Raw genomic sequence first — 24,638 nt, 5'->3', positions numbered from 1 at the left:
ATTATCTTTTGGGGTATAGCCAAGCGGTAAGGCAACGGATTTTGATTCCGTCATGCCCTGGTTCGAATCCAGGTACCCCAGCCATTTTTTGCGGAAGTAGTTCAGTGGTAGAACACCACCTTGCCAAGGTGGGGGTCGCGAGTTCGAACCTCGTCTTCCGCTCCAAGTATGATGGCGGCATAGCCAAGTGGTAAGGCACAGGTCTGCAACACCTTTATCACCGGTTCAAATCCGGTTGCCGCCTCCATATTTTAACTGCTAATCGGTTTATCCGATTTTTTTTATCGCCATTATGCCGGTGTGGCGGAATTGGCAGACGCGCACGACTCAAAATCGTGTTCCTTTGGAGTGTCGGTTCGACCCCGACCACCGGTATCTAAAACTAGCAATAGAATGCTACGTATCAAGGCTTCACACTTAATTGTGTGGAGTCTTTTTTGTGTTCCTTTACACTACAAAATCAATTCAAGTAGTGTGCGGAGGTAGTGTAACAGAGCCTTTGTATGCAACAATTGCTGTTAATATCCCGACTTCGATAGTTGATTGTCCAATAGAATAATAGGGAATATAACCCAAAAGAAAAAACGTCACTACGGTTAAGTAAATGACGTTTTGTGATGTTATTGATCTCGTGATTTATTTGTGGTCATTTCTATTAAGTCTTGAATAAACTCAGGAGTCTCAATGGATGTAAAAATTTAGAAACTTGTTGTCGCGCTTGTTTCTCATTGTATGGGAACGGTCATGGGCCAATTTTATCAATTCAATCGCCAAACTCTTCTTGTACACGTTCTTCAATCCATAGGCTTTTGCGTTCAAAGCGATATTTAAGTGATAAAGTTCTTTGTCTGTTAGCGGTCTTTCTTCCATATATAAAACCCTCCGCCGATAATTTTTTTGTATCTTAGTAATTGGTGGATTTTAGTAATTAGTATTATGATAATAAATTGAAAAATAGCAGACAAATAGAAAATTTCCCTATTTTTTATTTTCGAAATATTCTTTTATATAATACCCTTCCTCCTCTGGCGTTGACAAACGAGTTGCTTTTCCTAGGGCTTCTTCACCTCCGCCTTGTTGTAATTTCCAAATTTTATTATGGTCGTCAACGGCGTTTGAAAAATCACCTTTCGACCATCTTTCCAATATTGGAATGTAAAGATCGTTATGTTCATAATCGTTCATTTTACATACAGCCAACAATCGGTCAACCTTTTCTTGTGTTATTTGCTCGTGACCCCATTGAGCACCAGATTGAACCTTTTGGTGAGACATGCTGTGAATGGCTTCATTTATTTTGTCTTCTATTAAGTTGTCAGGATAAAGCAATTCTTCTTTTGTTTTACTTTCGAGAATTGCTCCGTCACCTTCAACAACAATTGTTTTTGTTGAAAGTGAGCAGGTTGAGCAGGTTTTTCTATTGGATTTGTGAATTGAGTGTAAGCAAAAGCTGCACCGATGATGGCTGCTATTACAATGATAATAGTAGTCGATTTTGTTTTTCTTTTCATTCTATTAACTCCTCATTGTAATTTGTATGATTATGTAATTATATATTGCTTTATATTATGTAATTAGGTTAATAATAACAGATTATTATAATTAAACGGGATTGATTAAGGGAAGCAAAACAAAAAAAGTCCATGTTTATTTTTCAAACATGAGCTTTTTTAATAAAATTTAATTTGGACATTGTAAGGCGTTTATTGTTCTTCTACTGATACATTTCTGTAAAAGTATCGATTGCCAATTGATCGTTTCCTTCAATGGTTTCTTTTAGAAGATGTGCATAAGTTCTCATTGTTGTTTCAATGTCTTCATGACCTAAGCGTCTACTTATGTATTCCCCGCAAATCAAATTTTCTGTGAAAAGTGTGAAGTAAAAATGTTCCCTGAGGGCTATTGTTTGCCTGTTACCACATTTGAAGTGGAGACGGACAAGTGTGGGTGCTTTCCCCTCATTTATTTTAATTAGGAATAGTATACTTTTTCTACTTTATATAATGTTTGCTCGATAGTCGAGCAGAGAACGGCATCTACATTGTAAAATTTAACTCGAAAGTATAAACTTTTCAAAAAGTTCTTTATATTATTTTTTTGCTTAAAGGCAGGGAGAAATTCTGAATTTTTCTCCACATCACCAAAACTTTGAATCCATTGCTCTACATGAGTCTGACTAAGTATTTTTCTATTTAATACACTAATTATACATTTTACCATTCTTTCATCTTCCCCATCGGAGTAAACTCGATCTGTTATGGTCATCTTTTCGTAAACCAAATCGAGGATAGTTAAGAGGTCACTTTTATCCAGTTCGGAGCATTGGGCCAAATCATCTAAAGCATCTGCTGCATGGGCTATAGCATGAGCCCAGCCTTTTTCTTCGTCATACCCACGGTAATCTCGCTCTTCCTGTACATTGTAAAATACTTTCTCTTTTATCTGATGAATTTGCTCTCTTGAGAGAAATGGTGATTCTCTATTCCTTGTGAAGAGGAGCGGTATGACTAGCATGGAGAAAGATCGAGTGAAGACAGAGTCTGTATTTGTTTCACCAAGCTTAAAAAGCAGATGGTTTTTATCCAAAACAACTGGTAGAAGTTGTTCTAGTTCGTTTGCTGTTAGAGAATTATCAGGAATCCAATGTGATAAGGTCGTATAAATTAGCTCATCACGTAGTTGGGCATCCAAAGAACCGATGTTATTTATCATTTCTAGCATCAACTGGAATGTATCGGGGGGTGCCTGGTATCCATTTTCTTTTATTAATATCAACTTTTCTTTTAAATTCATTTTACACGCTCCTACTAGAAATTTTCTGAACTAACTTTTTCAAGGGTTTCTACTGACTATACGACTTCTTCCCTTACTATGAGGTACAGATAGGATCAGAGACAATCCGCAATAGCAGAAAGGAATAAATTATTTCCAAGAGGTTTATTTCCTCATAAAATCCATAAAATTCCTCCTCCTTCGATTGTATTTTATACGATAACTTACTATCTAAAAAACTTTCCCACCCGATTTTAGGATAAAGAACCCATATAATAATATTAAAAATTTTCATTGTAAGTTAATGGTTAGATAGTTATCATTTGTATGTTAAATTAAATTAATACAAAGTGCAATAACTAATGGAATTTAAATTTTGGGCGTGAACTTCTACTGAAGTAATAATTACAATCTATCTAATAAGAAAAGACAATATTCAGGAAATATTATCGTTGTCACCTACACAGCAAGGACTACTCTTTAAATATCAGATGGATCCTAAATCGAGCGAATACATGGAACAGGTTGTCCTAAAAATTAAAGGAGATATAACTGATAAAGAGATTGAAAGAGTATGGCATTACTTGATTAGCGCTTTGAAGAAAGAGTGAGAGATTGTACTACCATATTAAATGAAATACGGGATAATGAGCTGAAAAAAGGGATTGATTTAGCAATGGAGAAATAAAAAGCAAAACACAAAGAGGAGAAAGTTTGGCAGAATGTCTCAGCAAGAATTAGCAGAGAGCAACATGTACTGGGATTATGACTAGTCCCAATGCAGAGTATACATGTGGAGAAATCTGGACTAAGCGAAATTGTCGATAAAGCATTTATAAAATCATGATATAATGAAATGGAAGGATAATGAATTCATTCCCTAATATTACATAAATTTGTGGTGGAGGGAAATTTATGATTAGAATTAAAAAGATCATAATTCTTTTGAAAGGGTGATCATAATGAAAACAATTTATATTTATCCAAAATTAGCAATGGGATTTAGGGGATTTGCAACAGGTTTAGATAGAGAAGGATTTTTTTTGAAGAAAAGGTCAACGAGGCTCAAAAAAAATATAGACAATTCATTGAAAGAGAATAATTTGAGTTTTAATGTAGAAGTTACTCATGGGTTTGAATCTCCAGAGGAATTATTAGAAAGTGATGGCGTTTTGGTTTTGATTTCTCCATACTTAAAAAGTTTACTTGGTCACATTGATTTTTCTAAAAGTGGGTACTATCTTTTATCAGAGGCAGAATATAATTCTGAAAATATTGATAACATCTTAAAGTATATAAAAACGCTTTAAGAGTAAAAGAAAACTATTGAAATGCTAAAAAATCCAGTTTAGCTATTAGAAATATATGTAAAACAAGAATGTTTATATTAGCATTCTTGTTTTTTTTGTGTGATACAACCAATTTTATAATAAAAGGAAAAGTAGTAGATAAGGAATGATTCAATTTCAGACGGGAACAGGGAAGTTAAACTCGAAAGATTATGTAATCGAGGAGCTTTTCAACTTATTAACTACTCCAGTTCATTCACATAATTTTAGTAAAATTTGATAACCGTTTAAGACAGATGTATTATATAATTAAGACAATTGACTTAAATGGAAAAGGGGTGAGTATATATGAAAAAATTGCCTGAAGCAGAATTTGAGATTATGAAGATAGTTTGGGAAAGTAATCCTCCAATTACTACAGGTATCATAATGCACGAAATAGGAAATGAGAAAGGTTGGAAAATCCAAACCGTAGTATCTCTTATGAAAAGATTAACTGAACGTGGATTTCTTCGCAGTGAGAAAAAAGCTAAGGAGAGATTTTATTACCCTACAGTAGAAAAAGATGCCTATCTAAGCTTTGAAACAGAACAATTTATGAAGCTCTATCATAAAAATTCCTTTATGAATTTAGTAGGTACACTCTATAAATCCGATACTATTTCTAATGAAGATTTAGCTTCGTTAATTAAATGGGTGGAAGAAAAGAGGGATTAATATGCACAGTATCATGGTAGGTTTATTCTTTAAATCAGTAGTTATGTCCTTTATTGGACTACTCTTTATGGCTGTAACGCCTTTCCTTTTAAAACGATACAGTGCTAGCTGGCTTTATTATGGCTGGCTTGCTATCCTTGCAGGTTTTATTTTACCATTTACAATCAATAGATCGACCCCAGTTATTAATCTATCAGAATCGGTGCAAGTACCATCTAAAGAACCTATTCCAACTAACAGTAGTTACATAACGCTTGTGTCCTCATCCGTAGATACAGTGACAGCACTTTCTGTTTGGCAGATGGTGATGATCATTTGGATTTTAGGAATCGTTGTATTTTTGGCAGTTCATCTTGTAAAACATTATCGATTTATGTACATGGTGAAAAGATGGGGGCAAACGATATCTGAACCGAAAACCCTTCATTTGCTTGAAAAAGTTAAAAGCGAAATGAATATCACGAAGGAAATCGCATTGAAAGCATGTAGCTGTATCCATTCCCCCATGTTAGTGGGATTTACTAAAAATACTATTTGGCTACCTAATAATGCTTATCGAGAAGAAGAACTAACCTTGATATTGAAGCATGAGTTAGTTCATTTAAAACGAAAGGATTTATGGTATAAAGCTTTTGTATTGCTGATTAGTAGTATTCATTGGTTCAATCCATTGTTCTATCTATTCGTTAAAGAACTGGACAACCTTTGTGAACACGCTTGTGATGAGGAAGTAGTAAAAAATACTGACCTCCAACTTAGAAAAACGTATAGCCAGACGATACTACATGCCGAGAAATTAAAAAGAGGTGAGGGTATTTTTGCTACAAATTTTCTAGGAAGTACACAAATTCTAAAAAAGAGAATACTCTCCATTATGGATATGAGTAAGAAGAAATCAGGAATCGTTGTGATGGTACTATTAATTTTATTTACAACAGGTGGAATGGCTGTCAGTTCAGCATTTGCTATTTCCAGCAAGTCATTGAACTATTTAGATGAAACATTTATGAAAGAATCCATTTTAAATGGTGCATCAAGAGGCTACTTTGCAACAGACAAATTTATTATTTACCCAAAGAATATGAGTGATAGAAAAACGGTGCCACCTGAGCCTACTATAAACAAAGAGCTCTATCGAGATGTGTTTTCAGCGGGTGTTATTGGAACTGAAGCAAGATACCAATACCCAATTGAAATTGTGCATAAACAGAATGGACAAAAATATACAACGGTAATTCATATTGAATATGACTATGAGCTACTAGCACCTGTTGAATATGATGAGCTCAATACCCTTATCGAAGCCTATTTGCTGCCATTTAATGAGTTAAAGGCTATACCCTATGCAGATTTCATCGCACCGAATTACCTAGAAAATAGATTGAAGGACTATATGCGAGATATTGATACACAGAATACAGACGCACGAGTGGAATTCACATTTCGTTTTGGTGGTTGGGTAACGAACAATGATCATCTGCCTTTCCCAAGCCAGGATTCTATAGGTACTACACCACGATATATGAAGTCTACACCATAGAAATCGTGTTGTAGTCTTCTTCTTACAAAGAAGATAACGTTTTACTTCATTTGCATAGGATTTATAGATTTCACTTAAAATCTTGATTAGATATCTATTCCATTATTTATATTTACATGCTTTTATATAGAATGAAAATGAGATTCGTTACAGGAAATAACGAAATATTCCTATAATGAAAAAGTATATTATGTATGGATTTTCCAGCACATAATATACTTTTTATTTGCTTAGCATCACTACACATCTTCATTTAACTCTAAAAGTTTTCTCTTTATGAATTCGTCACTGAAACAGGGAAATCGTCCGAGTCCAAGTTTTTTTGAACAATAAATTCGACAAGCAAGTCTTCACCTGTGATCTCCTTTAATACTACTTTAAACAAATGAATATAATGATTATCGAGCCAATCACGAGCAAACACATTTGGCGCACTAATACTCAAAGTTGACCCATTATATGAAAATAGTTTAGTAGATTTCATCCACGTTTCGAAGCTTGGTTTAGAAACCCTTTGTTCAATTTGAGCCAGGACAGTGTTCCATAGTTCTTCTAAACTATTAATCTCTAGTACTACGTTTTTCAAGTTTTCATCTGGCATTTGTTTATTTACTTGTTTTTTCGTTGTAGGTTTAGGTTCGCTCATTGTTGGAATAATTGTGTTCATACACAGATTTCCTAGTTCGCCAGCAATGTAACTGAGGTTTTCATCCATTTCATCAAAACGTTTGTCCAATTTAACTAGGCGTTGATTTATCTTTTGTTGTTCTTGCTTTATTTCTCGTAACAATTCAATCATAATTTTTTCTGTTTCGTTTTCCAATTTAGTTCACCTCCAGTTCTATAATATCACTTAAATCTGTAAGTAAAATTGTTTAGTTTTACTCATGTTAGAATATTAAATTGGAGATTTATGGCCACTTAGAAGGTATGACTAGCTTAAGAAAAAGGCTGAGAGGAAGTAAATCAGTGGCTATTAAAGAATAAGCGCCTAAGTAAATTTCTGAACAAAATAATACAATGAGCTATTTTTTAAAACGATCCCTCTAAAGGATAATAAATGCCCTTTAAAGAGCGGTTTTTTTATATTATCCCTACATTTTAATGATTAGTTCATGCTCTGTTCATTTAACAATTTTAAGCTATGAGTAATCAAAGAAATGGAGGGGTTAGTGATGAATCTTGCCTGGAAAGAAATGAAGAAGAATAAAGTACGGTTTTTAATCTTGGGCTCCATTATCTTCCTAGTTAGTTTTTTAACGTTTATTATCTCGGGATTAGCAAATGGTCTGTCACAAGATAATGCAGCTTTAATTAAGGATTTACCAAAGGGACAATTTTATATGGCTGAGGATGCAGATGGGACGTTTAATCTTTCAAGAATCGATAGCAATCTGCAGCAGGAAGTCATTAGTCAAGAAAAAGAGGCAGTAGCTTTTTCGATACAGATGGGCTTTTTAAACGATCAGGATGATAAACAGCAAAGTGTTGCCTTTGTCACATCTACGGAATCAACGCTATTTAGCAATGTGCATCAGGGTGAGGTACTTTTGGATAGCTCGCTGCAAGATAAAGGAATTCGAGTTGGAGATATATTAACGAATAATCAATACAGTGGAAAGTTCATTGTAAAAGGTTTTATAGAGCAAAAGAAATATAGCCATGCTCCTGTCGCTTATATTAGTGAAGAGGCTTATGAGGAGATGTATCGAGTAAATGATAAGCAGTTAATTTATGTACCAAATAGCGAGCCGAAAGATTTTAAGGGGCTACAAGCATATAGCAATAAAGAATTTCTCAATACAATTCCTAGTTATAGTGCGGAACAGTTATCTTTAAATATGATTATATGGTTCTTAGTTGTGATTAGTGGGATGTTGTTTGCTATTTTCTTCTATATGATGAATGTCCAAAAAATTGGCTTGTATGGCATCTTAAAAGCGATTGGTTTAAAGACAAGCAAGTTATTTAAAATGATCTGGACACAGATGGCTATTATTACAGTCTTCTCACTTGTGGTATCTGTCAGCCTTAGTCAACTATTTAATATTGTTGCTCCTAAGGGGATGCCTTTCACCTTATCAATAGGTACTACAACACAGTTATCCATTGTGTTTCTTATCATTGGCTTTATCGGAGCTACATTGTCAGGAATGCAAATTAAAAAAATTGAACCGTTACAGGCTATACAGCAAGGGGAGGCTTAATCATGACGTTATTTACAATTGATGAAGTACGAAAAACGTTTAAGAATGGTGAAGTCGAGGAGGAGATCTTAAAGGGCATCAATCTTTCTTTACAAGAAGGAGAGATTACAGCATTGGTAGGTGCATCTGGCTCGGGGAAAAGTACATTATTAACGATAGCTGCAGGACTACAACCAGCAACAGATGGGCAAGTGCTATTTGAAGAACAAAATCTAACAACGATGAGCGCTGAACAAGTACGAAAATTACGTGCAAGTAAATTCGGCTTTGTCTTTCAGTTTGCACATCTCGTCCCATTTTTGACAGTTGAGGAACAATTGCTATTAATGCTAGATGTTGCTGAATCTCCATTAAAAAAGAATGAACAAAAACATGAAGTCAATCGCCTATTGCAATTAGTTGGAATGGCTCATCGTAAAACCGCTTATCCTTCTTCTTTGTCAGGTGGAGAGAAGCAACGCGTAGCAATCGCACGTGCTATTATTCATCAACCGAAAGTATTGTTTGCTGATGAACCAACGGCTAGTTTAGATTCCCAGCGCTCCAAGGAAATTATGTTGCTGCTAAAAGAATTAACCAAAACATTAAATATTACAACATTAATGGTGACACACGATGAGGAAATGCTTGCTTACACTGATCGTATTATTAAAATGAGCGATGGTGTCGTGTTACCAAATACTATGTACTAATAGGAATGACCACAATCATATAATAAATGGTTGTGGTATTTTTGTTTGAAGAGTAAGAGATAGCTTAGAAGGGTAATGAATGGAGGAAGGAGGGAAAACATGAAAAAACCATTGAAACTAGTATTTTTGATCCTAATGACGGTTGCCATATTACCTAAGGAAGCACAAGCGGCAAACTTTATAGATTTAGCAGATGAAACATTATCAACAGAGATAGATTATTTAGTGGAGCAGGATATTATAAAGGGCTATTCAAATAAACTATTCAAACCAAATGAAAATGTTACGAAGGCACAGGTAGCTGTTATATTAACTCGTGCCTTAGGATTAAATACAATCAATATAGAAAATCCAAAATTTCAGGATGTAACAACCACACATAAGTATTATAAAGAAATTGCAGCGGTACAAAATGCGGGGATCTTTGAAGAGGGCCGTATATTTAATCCAGATGCAATCATGACAAGAGGACAAATGGCCATTGTGCTACAAAGAGCCTTCCAGCTTAAGGGCTCCGCGCCTGATTACTTTACAGACTTAACAGAACAAACACCAGGATATAAAGAAATTTTAACCCTAGCTTATAATCATTTAGTAAGGGGGTATGAGGACGGTACATTTAAACCAGATGAACCTGTTACACGTGCTCACTTTTCAGCATTTTTAGCACGTGCTATGACGCTATCTAAACCAGATTTGCTAAAAGATCCTGCTTTTATTTATACGTATGCCTATTATTCTTTAAATGATCATCAACGTTATACGTTAAATTATCAATACGATCACCATGACGGTAAAAATGATGTATGGGTAGTCGAAAATTTAAGTACAGAACAAACCTTTCCTAATGAACTGATATACGGCGATGATCGTATCTACGGTCAAGCCATTGCTCGTGATGGTAACACACATTATGATTTATATTTGGAGCTACCGCTTAGAATAGGTGTTATATTACATGAGGATGATGCAGGAGTTACGTCAGGTGTACGAGTGACAGTCAAAACGACTAATGGTATTGTTCAAGCTGGAGAAGTGCAATATTCAGGTGTCGTCATTCTAGAAGAAAAATCCATAACTAATGGTACAGTGAAAACCTATTGTTTTGTGGATGGAATAGGTTTAGTGAAAGAGTTACACAATGACATTGTCGTGTTTGAGCTGCTTAATCGAACAATGAAAAAGTAGAAAGCAAGCCTGCTTTTCGAAGTGGGCTTGCTTTGTTTTTAGTCGTGTAATGTAATATGAAAAAAACGCTGAAGGGCTAGCAACCATTCCTTCTCAGTTTGTGTTGTGTAGGTTGTTAACGAAGAACCTTCATAGATTCTAAATTCATTGTTCATCATAGTATGACGACCACGAGTGGTGCGAATCATAGCAATTTTATTTTTTTGCTTGGAGAGTCGTGGTGCAAATTTTGCATCATTGGCATCGTCGTGAAAACTATATAGCAAACGCCAACTATGTTTAGTTTGTTCCAACAGCATCCAACCATTCGCTTCATCATAATCTATTTTATATAACTCTTTACCTTCACGATGTTGATAGCCAGCAATCAATGGCACTGGTTTACAGGGCGCTAAGGCACCGACACCTACATCTGAGATATAGAATTGACCACCATCGTTCACTAGCAATAGTTGATGCATGGGGATTTCCTCTGGAGGAGTATTTTCCGTTATGTTGCGCCAAAACTGGGCATAACGATTGGTGACAGAATAGCCAAGCTCCCGCAAAAGCCAGCTGAATAAGATATTTAGTTCAAAGCAATTGCCACCACGTTTATCAATAATTATTTTTTGAAATAAATCAGGAATAGCGAAGGAGATACCACGGTTCAAGGCAACATCTAAATTTTCATAGGGAATGGTTAATAGATGTTTAGTTTGTAGTTGTCCAAGTAACTGGATAGATGGCTCTAACGTTCCTTGAAATTGAATATGCTGTAAATAGTGCTGAATCTGTTCATTCATAAAATCGCCTCACTTCCTTATTAATAACATAACCGAAATAGTCTTGGATTACACGCATAAACTGAAGGAGGAAATGATAGAAAAATAGCTAAATAACTAGTAAGATTAATATATTAGCTACTATATAGTGAAATATTTTACATATTAGTTAATAATATTAATGGTAAGGGTAGGTATCGTATAAAGAATGAAATGGATAGAAGTGAATACATATGAGGAAATGAGTGAAGTGGCAGCTAACATTTTCTCGAAGCAAATACAGGAGAAACCTGATAGTGTTTTAGGTTTAGCAACTGGTGGATCACCTGTTGGTATGTATAAGGAATTAGTGACACGACATCAGGCTGGCCGTTTATCTTTTAAGGAAGTACAAACTTTTAACTTGGATGAGTATGTAGGTCTTGAGCAAACAAGTCCAGCAAGTTATTGGACATTTATGCATGAGAATTTATTTAATTTTGTAGATATACAGCCAGAAAATATTCATTTACCAAATGGGAAGGCAACCAATTTAGCTGATGAATGTGCTGCATATGATGAACGTATTGAAGATGCGGGAGGCATTGATTTACAACTTCTTGGCATTGGTGTTAATGGCCACATCGGTTTTAATGAGCCAGGAACATCGTTTGATTCTAAGACGAATATTGTGGAGTTAACAGAGTCCACAAGAACAGAAAATGCAATTTACTTTGATGATCCGTCTGAAGTGCCAACACATGCGATTACAATGGGCATTCACTCCATAATGAAGGCAAAGGAAATCATCCTCATTGCCTTTGGTGAAAAAAAGATCCCAGCGATTGAAAAATTGAAAAGTGGTCTTATTACAGAAGAATTCCCAGCAAGCCAATTATTAAACCATCCGAATGTTACCATAATTTATGGTGGTACGAATTAGAAAAAATAAGCAAAGACTTCTTAGGATTGAAGTCTTTGCTTGTTTGTTTTTCCTGATAGAATAACCCCCGCAACAACGGCTAGCCCACCTATAAGCTGAAATGAATGCAATTTTTCATCAAGAAAAAGGACGGCAAAAATGGAAGCGAAAACAGGAATGAAATTTAAATAAATACTTGCCTTGTTCGCTCCAAGCTGGATAACACCACTGTTCCAGCAGAGAAAAGCAACGATGGAAGCGAAAATACCAACATATAAAATAGCAGCAATGGTTGACCATTCCCAATGAATTACAGTTGCGCTAGACAGTGTTTCATAGAGAGAAAATGGGAATAACACAATAGCCCCAAGTCCAATCGTTACTAGAAAGGTAGATTGCCCTGGTAAACGAGTGGCATATTGTTTAATGAGCAATGAATACACGCTCCAACAAAATACCGCTGCGATCACAATTAAGTCCCCTTTGTTGAAAGTAAAATCTACCATCCTTGTAAAAGAGCCTCCCATTATAATAAAGGCAACTCCACACAGAGATAAAACGGTCCCTATTAACTGAAATTTTGATAGTTTTTCCTTCAAAAAAATAAAAGAAAGTATGTAAATCATTATAGGCGTAGAAGAGTTCATCAACGATGCATTAATGGACGTTGTGTAATGTAATCCAATGTAAACAAGCGTGTTAAATGCTGCAACACCTGTTAACGATAAGATAATGACAATCAGCCAATGTTTTTTCAGTATCCGCCATTCACGCTTTAATTGGCGAAATGCTATGGGAAAAAAGATAATAAATGCGACACACCAGCGTAAAAAGGCAAGTGTTAGGGGAGGGATATCTCCGCTAACGGCACGTCCAATAACAAAATTACCACCCCATAAAAGAGTTGCGAGTACTAATAATATATATGGTGGTATTTTCATGAAGCCATAACCCCTTTATTAATTGAATAGTAAAGTTAATTATAGGCAGTCAGCGTAGCAATAATCAATGCCTCTGAAGTTTTGCTATGCTAAAATAAGGAAAACAAGAGGAGGAATAACTGTGAAAAGTACCGTACCATGTTTACAAAAGGGAGATTTAGTCGGTGTTGTTGCACTTTCAAGTCTTGTAGAGCCTGAAAAACTAGGAGAAGCAGTAGCCTTTTTAGACGAATTGGGACTTCGTTATATTGTGGGTGATACGATTCATGCAAAACATGAATATTTGGCAGGTAGTGATGAAATCAGACTAGCTGATTTTCATGACATGGTGAAAAACCCAGAAGTGAAAGCAATCTTTTGTGTAAAGGGAGGCTATGGCTCTGCCAGAATAGCTGAAAAAATTGATTATGCCTTAATAGAGGAGAATCCTAAAATTTTCTGGGGCTTTTCTGATGTTACATATATACATTGTGCGATTAATGAATATGCCAATATGGTGACATTTCATGGACCAATGCTTATGTCAGCTAATAAGATGGATGATTTATCGAAGAAAATGTTTTTACAACTATTTTCCCCTATGGAAATTCAGTATACAGAGGCAATTTCTCCGTTAACAACGATTGCTGGAGGCATCGCACGTGGTGAAATGATTGGAGGAAATCTCTATCGTCTTGTCAGCACACTAGGAACCAAATTTGAAGTGCAAACTGAGGGCAGGATTTTATTAATAGAGGATATAAATGAAACGATTCCGGTTATTGATTCGATGCTTCAGCATTTAAAACAAGCAAGGAAGTTCGAGCAATTAGCAGGAGTCATCATTGGTTCATTTACACAGACAGGAACTGATGAAGCAGCACTTCATCTGTTAATGAAGGAGTATTTTGCAGATTTAGGGATTCCAGTCGTGGCAGGTTTTAAGATCGGACATGAAACAACGAATATTGCGATCCCATTAGGAACAGAGGCTATTTTAGACGCACAGGAAAAGGTGTTGAAGATACTACCAGGCGTGCATGTATGATAGGGAGAGGGAACTATGGATATTGAAAAAGCACTGTATGAAGCTGCGGTTGCACTAGCAGTAAAAAGATATCCCTCCGGATGGGGAGGAGCTGCAGCTTTATATACCGAAGATGGTCGGATTTTAACAAGTGTTGCACCAGAGGTCATAAATGCAGCTACTGAATTATGTATGGAAACGGGTGCCATTCTAGAGGCACACAAATTTAATACAAAGGTTACGCATTCGATTTGTGTTGCTAGGGAAGACGAAACATCTAAATTTGTAGTGCTAACACCCTGTGGAGTCTGTCAGGAAAGACTTTTCTATTGGGGAGAGAATGTAAAGGCAGCGATTACGAATGCAGATGGTGAATTGATATTTAAATCATTAAAGGAAATTCAACCATATCATTGGTATAAGGCATATGAACAATAAAGCAAAACATACTAACATTAGTAGTACAAACCAAGGCCATGGTTTGTGCTACTATTTTTTATTGTAGAAGTGAAGAAAAGTCGACCAGCCTCTGGGACCATTTGTGAGTCCGTATATAAAACCGGCTAACTTCATACCCTTAGAGGAATCAGTTTAGTATGTTGGGTCCTAAGAGATCGTGTATAAGAAAGTGGAATCAATAAGGTACTGTGAAGGCTTCTATGATTGGTCAAAAGGAGAAGAATGAGATGAAACATGTCATTGCGTTAGATGTCAGTAAAGGAAAAAGTACTGTTGCGATTTATGATGGTCACCGCCAATGTGAATTCGAAGGTGTGCTACTTCATACACGCGGTGATTTTGAGCGATTAAACGAACGAATAGAACAAGATGGACAAGCACCAGCTATCGTATTTGAAGCAACAGGTACCTATTCAAAACCTATCGAAGCATTTTTCAAAGATTACGGCTACGCATACTGCCGCATGAATCCACTTGAAGCGAATTTACAGATGGCAACGATGCGTCGTCATAAAACCGATATTAGTGATGCCCATGAACTTGCGAAGACTCATTTTAAAATGGAACGCGAAATAACGTACATACAAGACGATTATTATGAACAGATGCGTGCACTGACTCGTTACTACGATGAAATTGATGAAGAAATCATTTTACTCAAAAGTAGAATGCATGCCATTTTACAGCTGAGTTTTCCAGAATTAGAAAAGCTGATTACACCGAGTTCAGCACTATTTTTAAATATTGTACAACTCTATCCACACCCCGCACTTTTACAAGCCCATTCAAAAACGATGATTAAAAATCGTTTAAAGGCCAATACGCGAAAAAACCTCTCGCTAATGCGTGCGGAGGCTAAAGCTATTACATTATTAGAAGCAGCTGAAAATAGTTACCCCGCGATTAAACCAACAGATATTCGTTGTGATCAAGCACGAGATTACGCAGCTCGCATTGCGGATTTACAAGAGAAGAAAGATACGCTTGTGAAACAGATGGTGGAATTGTCGGAAGGACGAAAAGAATATCTAGTATTTCGATCGATTCCTGGAATTGGCGATTCAACGGCGTGCCGATTAATTGGAGAGATTGGTGACATCCACCGCTTTCAAAATGCGAAACAACTGAACGCTTACGCAGGCATTGATATTATGCGGTACCAGTCTGGGAATATGCAATATCGAGACAGAATTAATAAACGAGGAAACAAACATTTACGAAAGATTTTATATTTTATGGTGTGCGCAATGCTTATGGCTAAAGGAAAACCGAATCATTTTGTGGACTATTACTACAAATTAAAAAAGCAACCTCAGAGGAAGCCTCATAAGGTTGCGATCATCGCCTGCATCAATAAGTTTCTGAAAGTGACATTTCAGTTACTGACGCGTGGCATTCTTTACGATTATGAGTCCGCACTACCAGCTCAGAAATCGTAATCACCTACATAGAACTATATCATAATGACCTTTCGAAAAAAATAAAAATCGTCAGGTCTTTTTGGCGTATCTAAAAATGAGTGTGAAGTGGTGAGGGATATCCCTCACCACTTCACACTCATAAAAATATAAATTATTCATTAAATAAAGTTGACTAATCGTAAGAAAGAGGCTGGGACAAAAGTGTTTCAGCCAACAAAAAAACCTAACTATCCACTGAAACGCTCACGTGAAGTGTTTCGGAATAGTTAGGTTTTTCTAGTTATCATGTTTTGTTAATTTAGAGATTATTCGGGTTTAAGAAGGTCCCAGTTAGTTATGTTCCAGCCTCTTTTTTAGCTTAGTTAATAAGGCTCGGCATCGTGTCCTTTATTCATAGCATCTTGTGGTGCTTGATCACCATTGATATTGCCAAGTGGTTTTGATGCAGAGGAGCCTTTTCTAGCGTTGTGCAAACCTTCCTTGAGTAAGCTACCATATTCTTCATCGGCTTCTTCTGCCAAAGCAATCATAGCGTTTTGAATGTCCTCATGACAGACCGATAGATCATTTATTAAATTTTCAAGAAGTTCATCGCGCTCCCACTGTTCAAAGTTACGATAAGTCTCACCGGCCTGTTTGGTATTACTTTGACGATCAATCGATTCGCGAACAAGGTTTCCTTCAATGTATGGTGTGTATTCTTTACCCGCTTGTGTTGCTTCCTTTAATCCATTAAGCATGGACGGCTCATAATTAATATGTGGATTTTGGCCAGGTGCCAAATCACGCTTGTACATCATTTGCCCACCATGTTGATTGGTTGCTACACGTTTTTTAGGTGCGTTAATTGGAAGCTGTAAGTAGTTGGCTCCTACACGATGGCGTTGTGTATCAGAATAAGAGAAAGTACGACCTTGCAACATTTTATCATCAGAGAAATCTAAGCCATCAACAAGTACCCCTGTGCCGAAAGTAGCCTGTTCCACCTCAGCAAAATAATCTTCAGGGTTTTTGTTTAACACCATTTTGCCGACTGGATACCATGGGAATTGATCGTTTGGCCAAAGCTTTGTGTCATCCAATGGATCAAAATCAAGCTCAGGGTGTGGGCCATCCTCCATAATTTGAACGTGTAGCTCCCATTCAGGGAAGTCTCCACGTTCGATAGCATCATATAAATCTTGTGTAGCATGATTGAAATTTTTCTGTTGGATTTCTTCTGCTTCTTTTTGTGTTAAATTTTTAATGCCTTGTAGTGGTTCCCAATGATATTTGACAAGGACTGCCTTGCCTTCACTATTCACCCACTTGTACGTATTAACCCCAGAGCCCTGCATCATACGATAATTAGCTGGAATCCCCCAAGGAGAGTACACGAATGTTACCATATGGAAGGTTTCTGGTGAGCTAGCGCAAAAATCAAAGAAACGTTCAACGTTTTGAATATTAGTAATGGGGTCAGGCTTAAAAGCATGAATCATATCTGGAAATTTCAGTGCATCCCGGATAAAGAAGATTTTTAAATTATTACCTACTAAATCCCAGTTGCCATCCTCTGTATAAAACTTTACTGCAAAACCACGGGGATCACGTAATGTTTCTGGAGAGTGACCACCATGGATAACAGTTGAAAAGCGCACAAAGACAGGCGTTTTCTTCCCTTTATCCTGAAAGACTTTTGCGCGTGTATATTTAGAAATGGGTGCATTGCCAACAACACCATAGGATTCAAAATACCCATGTGCCCCAGCACCACGAGCATGCACAACCCGTTCTGGAACTCTTTCTCTGTCAAAGTGGCTCATCTTCTCTAGAAAATCATAATTTTCAAGTGTTGCAGGACCTCGATTACCAACTGTTCTTAAATTTTGATTGTTCGTAATTGGATGTCCCTGTCGATTGGTCAATGTCATATCTTGCTCATGTGTTGAATCATTTTGCTGTGTCATAGTATGACCCCTTTCCTATAGATACTTCCATTTTGTCCTTGAATGGGGCAAACTAGTCATCCAAATTATTCTTTGAGCTAATAAAAAAGCTCTCCATACATAAATGTAGGAGAGCCTTGGATGGCGTTTTCAAATGGAATCAAGTTGTTTTGAGTATGGCCATTGCTTATAGTTGGTCATGAGTCATCGGTCATACAGTAACAGGTAACTTGTCATTGGTTTTTAACTAATTAGCCGAAAAGCTAGATTTGAAAACAGCACATCCAACTCGGTTTGGAGTCTCACCGCACCGAGGCTAGAAATAACGGGAATCGTCAAAGTTAATTTGAATACTGTAATTTTTTGAATTGATAAGATTGGATAGTTTATGTGCATCTTTTTCAAGCTTCGTTGCTCGTTCTCGATATTCATCCGGCTCATACAAAGCGATTTCATATAACATTGTATTTTCGCCATAGCCAAATCTTACACTCTCTTTTTCTCGCATACTGAAATCTTTACACAAATCAGCCTCGGCACGGAGTTGTGTCGCTAGTTCGATGGCTTCTACTAGTGCCAGCTTTTGACCTTTAAAATCTACTGTGTTTTGGATGTTTGCTTCATAGACTAGGCGGTCTAATGTACGTGTATCTAGACGAACTTGTGCTAAGTCAGCTTCAATAAGGGGGAGGGCTCGATTACTTGTTTTAGGAGCTTGTCCCTTTTCAACTGTTACAAAAGCACTGCGATGTAGTTCACTTACTAGCTCTTGAGTTTTCTTTCCTAAAATACTTTTTAGTTTAACAGCTTCTGCAAGATTAATCACGAAAACACGTCCTTTTTATAGTGTTATAGATGGCTCATCATTCGACATGAGGGCGATTTGATAATGTCCGCCATGAATTTGATTAAACATTTTCCCTGCTGATGCAAGTAGTTCGTTCGATACGTCATTTGTTAAAGATGGTCGGAGATAAAATAGATGTAACGCCTCTGTTGTTTCCTCTGTGACAGCTGTGCGTTTAGAATCAACAAAAGGTGAGCCAAATGCTCCTACCTCATCACGACTGTAGAGAATATTAGCTAATGTATTAAAGCGCCCATTCAAACCATCATAACCAATTTCGTCATGACCAAGATCAATTTCTACAAATTCTTTGATTTGAGCGATATCATATAGTCCAATAGGCATTTCATATTGGAGTGAAAAGAAGTTATTTAAATCAACACCTGAATGAATTGGCGTTAAGTAGTTTTGCTTACTAATTCGACGCATTAGGCTTTCTGCTGCGTGACGATAACGGTTTGGATCAGCACCAAGCTTTTTCCAGAGCTGTCGCCATTCTGCAATACCCTCACGCTGTGTTACAGGAAGTTCCTGCATTTCAAGAAAGAGATTTTCCTGATACAATTGCATACGCCCTTTAATCATTTGAGGAGATTCCGCTACGGCAATTTTGGTATAATGAATAATGCCGATTTTTAGCTCGGGATGTTGTGTTAATAGAGATTGGTTAATGGAAATTTCCAATGAACATCACCTACTTTATCTATTTCTATTATTGTACCATGTAAGGAGTTGGAAATAAAATGAAAATACACGACCTACAACATGATTTTGTGGCATATGCGATGTCCATTGGTGTTGATAAAATAGGTTTTACAACAGCAGCTCCCTTTACAGAATTAAAAAACAGATTGCGTCGACAGCAGGAGCTCGGCTATCAGTCTGGATTTGAAGAAAGTGATATTCAAAAACGTACAGAACCCCTTCAACTACTAGATGAAGCAGAGAGTATTGTAGCAATAGCGGTTGCTTACCCTTCACGTATGCAAAATGCACCAATTGGTAAAAAGGGTGCGCGACGTGGAATTTTCTGCCGTGCTTCATGGGGTGTCGATTATCATACAGCATTACGCGAGCGTTTAAAGTTATTATCTGCTTGGCTTGAGGAACATGTCGAAGGTGTACGTATTGAATCAATGGTAGATACAGGAGCACTTGTAGATCGGGCGGTAGCAGAACGTGCAGGCATTGGTTGGAGCGGCAAAAATTGCTCGATTATCACCCCTGAATTTGGTTCCTATGTGTATTTGGGAGAGCTCATCACAAATATTCCATTTGCGCCAGATAAGCCAATGGAGGATGAATGCGGAGATTGTCGCCTATGCTTGGATGTTTGTCCAACGGGAGCCTTAATCCAAGGTGGACAATTGAATGCACAGCGCTGTATTGCTTTTCTGACTCAAACGAAGGGAACATTGCCAGATGAGTTTCGTAGTCATATCGGTAATCGACTGTATGGCTGTGATACATGCCAGACCGTATGTCCTAAAAATAAAGGGAAAATTAATTGGATGCATGAAGAATTTATGCCAGATCCAGAGCTAGCCAAGCCATTACTGACACCGCTTTTAACGATTTCCAATCGAGAATTTAAGGCGAAGTATGGTCACGTCTCAGGCTCATGGCGTGGGAAAAAGCCTATCCAACGTAACGCCATCTTGGCACTTGCTCATTTTAAAGAGGAAGCCGCCATACCAGATTTGATTGCTTTACTTCATAAAGATGACCGTCCTGTCATTCGAGGAACAGCTGCATGGGCATTGGGCAAGATAGGCGGAGAAACGGCCCAATCAGCTTTACATGAAGCCGAAGCTATCGAGCAGGACGAAGAAGTACTGAGTGAAATTCATAAAGGTTTGCAGTTTTTCAAGTAAGATTGGATCTAGGGACAATTGGTTAACTACATTTCAATGTAGGGATGAAATCAGTTGATTGGAGTCCCTATAATTGGGAGAAGAGTCGCTCCAAAAGAAGAGTACCCCGCTCAATCTGTGTGAGAAGCCGCTCTAAAAGAGGAGGGAGCCGCTCTAAAAGAAGAGGGATCCGCTCACACCGTGAGGAGAACCGCTCTAACAGAAGAGAACCCCGCTCAAACTGGGGGGAGAGCCGCTCCAAAAGAAGAGGAATCCGCTCAACGTGTGAGAAGAGCCGCTCTAAAAGAAGATGAATCCGCTCAACGTGTGAGAGAAGCCGCTCTAAAAGAAGAGGGATCCGCTCAAACTGGGGGAAGAGTCGCTCTAAAAGAAGAGAAGCTCGCTCAACGTGTGAGAAGAGCCGCTCCAAAAGAGGGGAACTCCGCTCAACCCGAGAGAAGAGCCGCTCCAAAAGAAGAGAAGCTCGCTCACCCCGAGAGAAGAGTCGCTCTAAAAGAAGATGAATCCGCTCACACCGTGAGGAGAACCGCTCCAAAAGAGGATGAATCCGCTCAACCTGTGAGAAGAGCCGCTCCAAAAGAGGATGAATCTGCTCAACCTGTGAGAAGAGCCGCTCTAAAAGAAGCGAATCCCGCTCAACCTGTGAGAGAAGAGTCGCTCTAGAAGAAGAGAAGCTCGCTCAACCTGAGAGAAGAGTCGCTCTAAAAGAAGAGAACTCCGCTCAACGTGTGAGAAGAGCCGCTCCAAAAGAGGAGAACTCCGCTCACCCCGAGAGAAGAGTCGCTCCAAAAGAAGCGAATCCCGCTCAACGTGTGGAAGAGCCGCTCTAAAAGAAGATGAACCCGCTCAAACTTGGAGAAGAGCCGCTCTAAAAGAAGATGAACCCGCTCAAACCTGGAGAAGAGCCGCTCAAACAGTGAGAAGAGTCACTCTGAAAGAAGAACAACCCGCTCAACCCGTGAGAAGAGCCACTCTAAAAGGAGAGAAGTTGATCCAAAAGAGTCAGACTTCGTTTAATTCTTAAAAGAGGTAGCTTAAAGAAAAATTTAATAAGGAAGTGTGTCGTTATGCCATTGCATATCGTTTTATATCAACCAGAAATACCAGCCAATACAGGAAATATTGCTCGTACCTGTGCAGGTACTAATACATCGCTCCATTTAATTCGTCCACTAGGTTTTTCAACGGATGATAAAATGCTGAAACGAGCGGGCTTAGATTATTGGCATAGTGTGAATATTGTCTATCATGATTCACTTGATGATTTTATAGAGTACTCTAAAAATGGAGATGTTTATTTAATCGAAACGTATAGTGACGAGCCGTTTTCGACACATGATTTTAGCGATCAAGACCGAGATATTTATTTTATGTTTGGGAAAGAAACAACTGGTTTGCCGAAGGACTTTGCTTACGAACGCCGAGATATGTGCTTGCGTATTCCGCAAAGTGATCATGTGCGATCACTCAATTTGTCCAATACGGCTGCGATTGTTATTTATGAGGCATTACGTCAGCAAGGATATCCAGGTTTACATTAAAAAGCAGTTCTCCACATGTGAGAACTGCTTTTTTCATACTAAAACTTTAATAGCACGACATTTCCAGCTGGGTCCTCTGTTTGGAACCCTCCATCGATTTCCGTAACGGGTGACCCCATTACACGAAGGTTTTCTTTCATTGTTGCTGCTTGTTCTTCATTATCTAAGCGCAATGAGAACGTTTTTAAGCCGACCTGGTTTTGTCCAAGCTTTGGCGCATTTTCTGAGTGCCAAGTGTTTAAACCAATATGATGATGATAACGGCCTGTAGAAATAAATAATGCTTGGGACCCGTAGCGTGTGACAATATCATAACCTAATCCCTTTGTATAAAATTGCTCAGCTTCAGCTAAGTTGGAGACCGATAAATGAATATGGCCCATCACTGTACCAACAGGAAGTCCACTCCAGTTCCCATCGCCTTCTTCTAAAATAGAACGAATATTGAGTGGTTCTGTCACCATATGCACATGATCGTTATGCCATGTCCATTCACTTTCAGGACGATCTGTATATACCTCGATACCATTATGATCAGGATCATTTAAATAGAGTGCTTCGCTTACAGCATGGTCAGAAGCCCCAAGGTACACGCCTTTTTCGTGGAAATGAGTAATGATGTTAGCTAAGTCATGGCGAGTTGGTAATAATAAGGCGAAGTGATAAAGACCTGCCGTCATGCTAAGCTTTTCTTCCACTGTTTCAGGCTGAACAATGGTTAATAGAGCTGTTTCTCCATCGGCAGTTAATGTGGCTTTATGTGATTCTTGTTGTAAAATTTTAAAGCCGATGATTTCTTGATAAAAGGTTAAGGAGCGCTGTAGATCACTTACTTTTATTTCAACATTCGTTACATATGTGTTAGGTTTTTCATGAAAATGCATATAGGATTCCTCCGAATAGTTATTTTTTTTCATTAAGTTACTTTATGTAAGTTAGTTTATTTTAAAAATAAAGGAAAGTCAAGTATTTCTATTGTTCCACAAAAAAAGAAAATCACTAAGCTTTTCTAAATGCTTAGTGATTTTCTTGAGATATTATTTGTCAGCTTTGTAGTCGCCTTCGTATCCAGCAGTGAAAATAGCTGTTAAGAAAGCAACTGTTACACCAATGATTAATAATAATTTCATGGAAGTAACCCTCCTCATGTTATAAAGAAATCTCTTTTTAGTATAGCCTATCTACTTTAAAAATGAAACGACATAGCAGAATAAAATATGTCAGAAATGGTTCAAACAGATTAATATCGGGAAAACTATTAATGAGGTGATCATTATGGAAAAAAAGGTGCCAAATATTGAAAATGGGACAATGGTGAGAGATATGAAGGAATTAAAAGATTTGGGCAAACAGATGGAGCATTTACGTGATGGTCTAGAGCTTGCAGAGGATGAGCGCATCGCTGATCCAATTCAATTGGAAGATGTTGAACAAAAGAAAAAGTAGTATATAAAACAGCCGCTTTATTTTTCTTAAATCCAATTTTTTGTATAATGGTACTAGGAAAAGAAAGGGGTTGTGCTTTTTGAATTTACAATCAACGAAAACATTATCAAATGGTATAGAAATGCCTCGTTTTGGCTTAGGTGTTTACAAAATGACAGAACGTGAGGAAACATTACAGGCTATTGATAAAGCACTTCAATACGGTTATCGAGCTATTGATACAGCATCCTTATATGGGAATGAGGTAGAAGTAGGAGAAGCAATTCGTCATTCAGGCATTCATCGTGAAGATATTTTTGTTACAACAAAAGTATGGAATAATGACCAAGGATATGATGCAACATTACGTGCTTTTGAGGTTTCGCTAAAGAATTTAAATATGGATTACCTAGACTTATATTTAACTCATTGGGCTGTCCCAGAAACATTTGAAGAAACATATCGAGCTATTGAACGCCTTTACGATGAAAAATTAATTCGCGCAACAGGTGTATCGAATCATCATGAGCATCATTTAGAAAAAATATTGGCAAAGTCAAATATCGCGCCAATGGTCAATCAAGTGGAGATGCATCCATATTTACAGCAGCAGCCATTAAGAGCATTTTGCAGTGAACATCAAATTGCTGTTACGGCATGGTCACCACTAGGACGCGGAGGTGTACTTGCGGATCCTACCATTATTGAAATAGGGCAAGAAATCGATAAAACCCCTGCTCAGGTAGTGCTACGTTGGCATCTACAAAATGATACACTCGTTATTCCAAAATCAGTGACACCAAGCCGAATTGAGGAAAATGCAAAGATTTTTGACTTTGAATTAACACAAGAACAAATGGAGAAAATGGCAACATTAAATCGTAACCAACGTTTTGGGCAAGATCCAGATCAATTCAAATTCGATTTTTAGCAAATGAGTAAATCCCGCTCTCAGATAGAGAGGCGGGATTTCATATTGTTGAAAAAAGATTGTGTCACTAGCAGAAAAAGAACTTTTGCCAAGGTGAGGGGTTGATTTCCGTTCCGCCAACGTCCTTTCCAGGGGGCGTCCGATGAGCCGCTTCACTCACTTCCGTTCGCTCCAGGGTCTCCTCTGTGACGCTAA

General features: G+C 37.6%; 25 protein-coding genes and 4 tRNA genes. 19 read left to right on the top strand and 10 right to left on the bottom strand.

Features of this window, described 5'->3' with window-relative positions; translation table 11 throughout:
* Window positions 1–9 precede the first annotated feature (9 nt).
* The 4 genes from MHB65_RS20885 to MHB65_RS20870 all read left to right on the top strand — a co-directional run bounded on the left by MHB65_RS20885 (window position 10) and on the right by MHB65_RS20870 (window position 375).
* Window positions 10–84 (top strand) — tRNA-Gln (locus tag MHB65_RS20885).
* 6 nt (window positions 85–90) lie between these two features.
* A tRNA-Gly gene (locus tag MHB65_RS20880) sits at window positions 91–165 on the top strand.
* 8 nt (window positions 166–173) lie between these two features.
* Window positions 174–247 (top strand) — tRNA-Cys (locus MHB65_RS20875).
* Between the two features lie 47 nt (window positions 248–294).
* Window positions 295–375, top strand: a tRNA-Leu gene (locus MHB65_RS20870).
* Window positions 376–978: 603 nt separating this feature from the next.
* Here MHB65_RS20870 and MHB65_RS20865 read toward each other — a convergent pair.
* The 3 genes from MHB65_RS20865 to MHB65_RS20855 form a co-directional block, all read right to left on the bottom strand.
* Window positions 979–1,329 carry a DUF6241 domain-containing protein gene (locus tag MHB65_RS20865; RefSeq protein WP_342441602.1) on the bottom strand — a complete coding sequence of 117 codons (351 nt, stop codon included), beginning with the start codon at window positions 1,327–1,329 and terminating at the stop codon, window positions 979–981.
* Window positions 1,308–1,511 (bottom strand): hypothetical protein, encoded by a 204-nt coding sequence (locus MHB65_RS20860; protein ID WP_342441601.1) that lies wholly within the window; start codon window positions 1,509–1,511, stop codon window positions 1,308–1,310. Before MHB65_RS20860 ends, MHB65_RS20865 begins: the two co-directional genes overlap by 22 nt.
* A gap of 460 nt (window positions 1,512–1,971) precedes the next feature.
* On the bottom strand, window positions 1,972–2,793 hold the full coding sequence (locus tag MHB65_RS20855; protein WP_342441600.1) for a DUF2785 domain-containing protein: 822 nt from the start codon (window positions 2,791–2,793) through the stop codon (window positions 1,972–1,974).
* Between the two features lie 941 nt (window positions 2,794–3,734).
* Here MHB65_RS20855 and MHB65_RS20850 point away from each other — a divergent pair.
* The 3 genes from MHB65_RS20850 (at window position 3,735) to MHB65_RS20840 (ending at window position 6,318) form a co-directional block, all read left to right on the top strand.
* Window positions 3,735–4,082 carry a hypothetical protein gene (locus MHB65_RS20850; RefSeq protein WP_342441599.1) on the top strand — a complete coding sequence of 116 codons (348 nt, stop codon included), beginning with the start codon at window positions 3,735–3,737 and terminating at the stop codon, window positions 4,080–4,082.
* A gap of 327 nt (window positions 4,083–4,409) precedes the next feature.
* On the top strand, window positions 4,410–4,778 hold the full coding sequence (locus tag MHB65_RS20845; RefSeq protein WP_342441598.1) for a BlaI/MecI/CopY family transcriptional regulator: 369 nt from the start codon (window positions 4,410–4,412) through the stop codon (window positions 4,776–4,778).
* 1 nt (window position 4,779) lies between these two features.
* Window positions 4,780–6,318, top strand: coding sequence for a M56 family metallopeptidase (locus tag MHB65_RS20840; RefSeq protein WP_342441597.1), 1,539 nt, complete (start codon window positions 4,780–4,782; stop codon window positions 6,316–6,318).
* Between the two features lie 274 nt (window positions 6,319–6,592).
* On the opposite strand, the gene MHB65_RS20835 is transcribed toward MHB65_RS20840, so the two are convergent.
* The gene (locus MHB65_RS20835) at window positions 6,593–7,141 is read right to left on the bottom strand and encodes a DnaA N-terminal domain-containing protein (protein ID WP_342441596.1); all 549 of its coding nucleotides are present in this window, start codon (window positions 7,139–7,141) and stop codon (window positions 6,593–6,595) included.
* 352 nt (window positions 7,142–7,493) lie between these two features.
* Between MHB65_RS20835 and MHB65_RS20830 the strand changes: the two genes are divergently transcribed.
* The 3 genes from MHB65_RS20830 (at window position 7,494) to MHB65_RS20820 (ending at window position 10,405) form a co-directional block, all read left to right on the top strand.
* Complete coding sequence (locus tag MHB65_RS20830) at window positions 7,494–8,525, top strand: ABC transporter permease (protein ID WP_342441595.1); 1,032 nt, start codon at window positions 7,494–7,496, stop codon at window positions 8,523–8,525.
* Between the two features lie 2 nt (window positions 8,526–8,527).
* Window positions 8,528–9,217: an ABC transporter ATP-binding protein gene (locus MHB65_RS20825; protein WP_342441594.1), complete on the top strand. Its 690-nt coding sequence runs from the start codon at window positions 8,528–8,530 to the stop codon at window positions 9,215–9,217.
* 99 nt (window positions 9,218–9,316) lie between these two features.
* Window positions 9,317–10,405, top strand: a complete 1,089-nt coding sequence (locus MHB65_RS20820) for an S-layer homology domain-containing protein (protein WP_342441593.1) — start codon at window positions 9,317–9,319, stop codon at window positions 10,403–10,405.
* A gap of 38 nt (window positions 10,406–10,443) precedes the next feature.
* Here the strand turns inward: MHB65_RS20820 and MHB65_RS20815 are convergent, their stop codons facing one another.
* Window positions 10,444–11,190 (bottom strand): arylamine N-acetyltransferase, encoded by a 747-nt coding sequence (locus tag MHB65_RS20815; RefSeq protein WP_342441592.1) that lies wholly within the window; start codon window positions 11,188–11,190, stop codon window positions 10,444–10,446.
* 187 nt (window positions 11,191–11,377) lie between these two features.
* Between MHB65_RS20815 and nagB the strand changes: the two genes are divergently transcribed.
* Window positions 11,378–12,091 (top strand): glucosamine-6-phosphate deaminase, encoded by a 714-nt coding sequence (nagB, locus tag MHB65_RS20810; RefSeq protein WP_342441591.1) that lies wholly within the window; start codon window positions 11,378–11,380, stop codon window positions 12,089–12,091.
* A 20-nt stretch (window positions 12,092–12,111) separates the two neighbouring features.
* Here the strand turns inward: nagB and MHB65_RS20805 are convergent, their stop codons facing one another.
* Window positions 12,112–13,011: a DMT family transporter gene (locus tag MHB65_RS20805; protein ID WP_342441590.1), complete on the bottom strand. Its 900-nt coding sequence runs from the start codon at window positions 13,009–13,011 to the stop codon at window positions 12,112–12,114.
* Window positions 13,012–13,132: 121 nt separating this feature from the next.
* On the opposite strand from MHB65_RS20805, the gene MHB65_RS20800 reads away from it, so the two are divergent.
* The 3 genes from MHB65_RS20800 (at window position 13,133) to MHB65_RS20790 (ending at window position 15,915) form a co-directional block, all read left to right on the top strand.
* The gene (locus MHB65_RS20800) at window positions 13,133–14,038 is read left to right on the top strand and encodes an LD-carboxypeptidase (protein WP_342441589.1); all 906 of its coding nucleotides are present in this window, start codon (window positions 13,133–13,135) and stop codon (window positions 14,036–14,038) included.
* Between the two features lie 15 nt (window positions 14,039–14,053).
* A complete protein-coding gene (locus MHB65_RS20795; RefSeq protein ID WP_342441588.1) occupies window positions 14,054–14,455 on the top strand; it encodes a cytidine deaminase in 402 nt (133 codons plus the stop codon).
* 248 nt (window positions 14,456–14,703) lie between these two features.
* Window positions 14,704–15,915 carry an IS110 family transposase gene (locus tag MHB65_RS20790; protein ID WP_342441587.1) on the top strand — a complete coding sequence of 404 codons (1,212 nt, stop codon included), beginning with the start codon at window positions 14,704–14,706 and terminating at the stop codon, window positions 15,913–15,915.
* A gap of 344 nt (window positions 15,916–16,259) precedes the next feature.
* On the opposite strand, the gene MHB65_RS20785 is transcribed toward MHB65_RS20790, so the two are convergent.
* From MHB65_RS20785 to MHB65_RS20775, 3 genes are all read right to left on the bottom strand, one after another.
* Entirely contained in the window at window positions 16,260–17,846 is a 1,587-nt protein-coding gene (locus MHB65_RS20785; RefSeq protein WP_342441586.1) for a catalase, read from the bottom strand.
* Window positions 17,847–18,141: 295 nt separating this feature from the next.
* A complete protein-coding gene (locus tag MHB65_RS20780) occupies window positions 18,142–18,651 on the bottom strand; it encodes a hypothetical protein (RefSeq protein ID WP_205445559.1) in 510 nt (169 codons plus the stop codon).
* A gap of 15 nt (window positions 18,652–18,666) precedes the next feature.
* Complete coding sequence (locus MHB65_RS20775) at window positions 18,667–19,356, bottom strand: phenylalanine--tRNA ligase beta subunit-related protein (RefSeq protein WP_342441585.1); 690 nt, start codon at window positions 19,354–19,356, stop codon at window positions 18,667–18,669.
* A 59-nt stretch (window positions 19,357–19,415) separates the two neighbouring features.
* Here MHB65_RS20775 and queG point away from each other — a divergent pair, with 59 nt between their 5' ends.
* The 3 genes from queG (at window position 19,416) to trmL (ending at window position 22,087) form a co-directional block, all read left to right on the top strand.
* Window positions 19,416–20,546 (top strand): tRNA epoxyqueuosine(34) reductase QueG, encoded by a 1,131-nt coding sequence (gene queG / locus MHB65_RS20770; RefSeq protein WP_342441584.1) that lies wholly within the window; start codon window positions 19,416–19,418, stop codon window positions 20,544–20,546.
* Window positions 20,547–20,726: 180 nt separating this feature from the next.
* Window positions 20,727–21,209 carry a hypothetical protein gene (locus MHB65_RS20765; RefSeq protein ID WP_342441583.1) on the top strand — a complete coding sequence of 161 codons (483 nt, stop codon included), beginning with the start codon at window positions 20,727–20,729 and terminating at the stop codon, window positions 21,207–21,209.
* A 404-nt stretch (window positions 21,210–21,613) separates the two neighbouring features.
* On the top strand, window positions 21,614–22,087 hold the full coding sequence (gene trmL, locus MHB65_RS20760; protein WP_205445551.1) for a tRNA (uridine(34)/cytosine(34)/5-carboxymethylaminomethyluridine(34)-2'-O)-methyltransferase TrmL: 474 nt from the start codon (window positions 21,614–21,616) through the stop codon (window positions 22,085–22,087).
* Between the two features lie 38 nt (window positions 22,088–22,125).
* On the opposite strand, the gene MHB65_RS20755 is transcribed toward trmL, so the two are convergent.
* Window positions 22,126–22,971: a VOC family protein gene (locus MHB65_RS20755; RefSeq protein WP_342441582.1), complete on the bottom strand. Its 846-nt coding sequence runs from the start codon at window positions 22,969–22,971 to the stop codon at window positions 22,126–22,128.
* 391 nt (window positions 22,972–23,362) lie between these two features.
* On the opposite strand from MHB65_RS20755, the gene MHB65_RS20750 reads away from it, so the two are divergent.
* Together MHB65_RS20750 and MHB65_RS20745 are read left to right on the top strand one after the other, a co-directional pair.
* Window positions 23,363–23,533: a hypothetical protein gene (locus MHB65_RS20750; RefSeq protein WP_004230831.1), complete on the top strand. Its 171-nt coding sequence runs from the start codon at window positions 23,363–23,365 to the stop codon at window positions 23,531–23,533.
* 79 nt (window positions 23,534–23,612) lie between these two features.
* The gene (locus MHB65_RS20745; protein WP_342441581.1) at window positions 23,613–24,443 is read left to right on the top strand and encodes an aldo/keto reductase; all 831 of its coding nucleotides are present in this window, start codon (window positions 23,613–23,615) and stop codon (window positions 24,441–24,443) included.
* Window positions 24,444–24,638: the final 195 nt, after the last annotated feature.

Origin of the sequence: Lysinibacillus sp. FSL K6-0075, assembly GCF_038592945.1 — a bacterium.
Taxonomy (GTDB): domain Bacteria; phylum Bacillota; class Bacilli; order Bacillales_A; family Planococcaceae; genus Lysinibacillus; species Lysinibacillus fusiformis_F.
The sequence above is the reverse complement of the archived record's forward strand: the minus strand, read 5'-3'. Positions and strand labels throughout refer to the sequence as shown.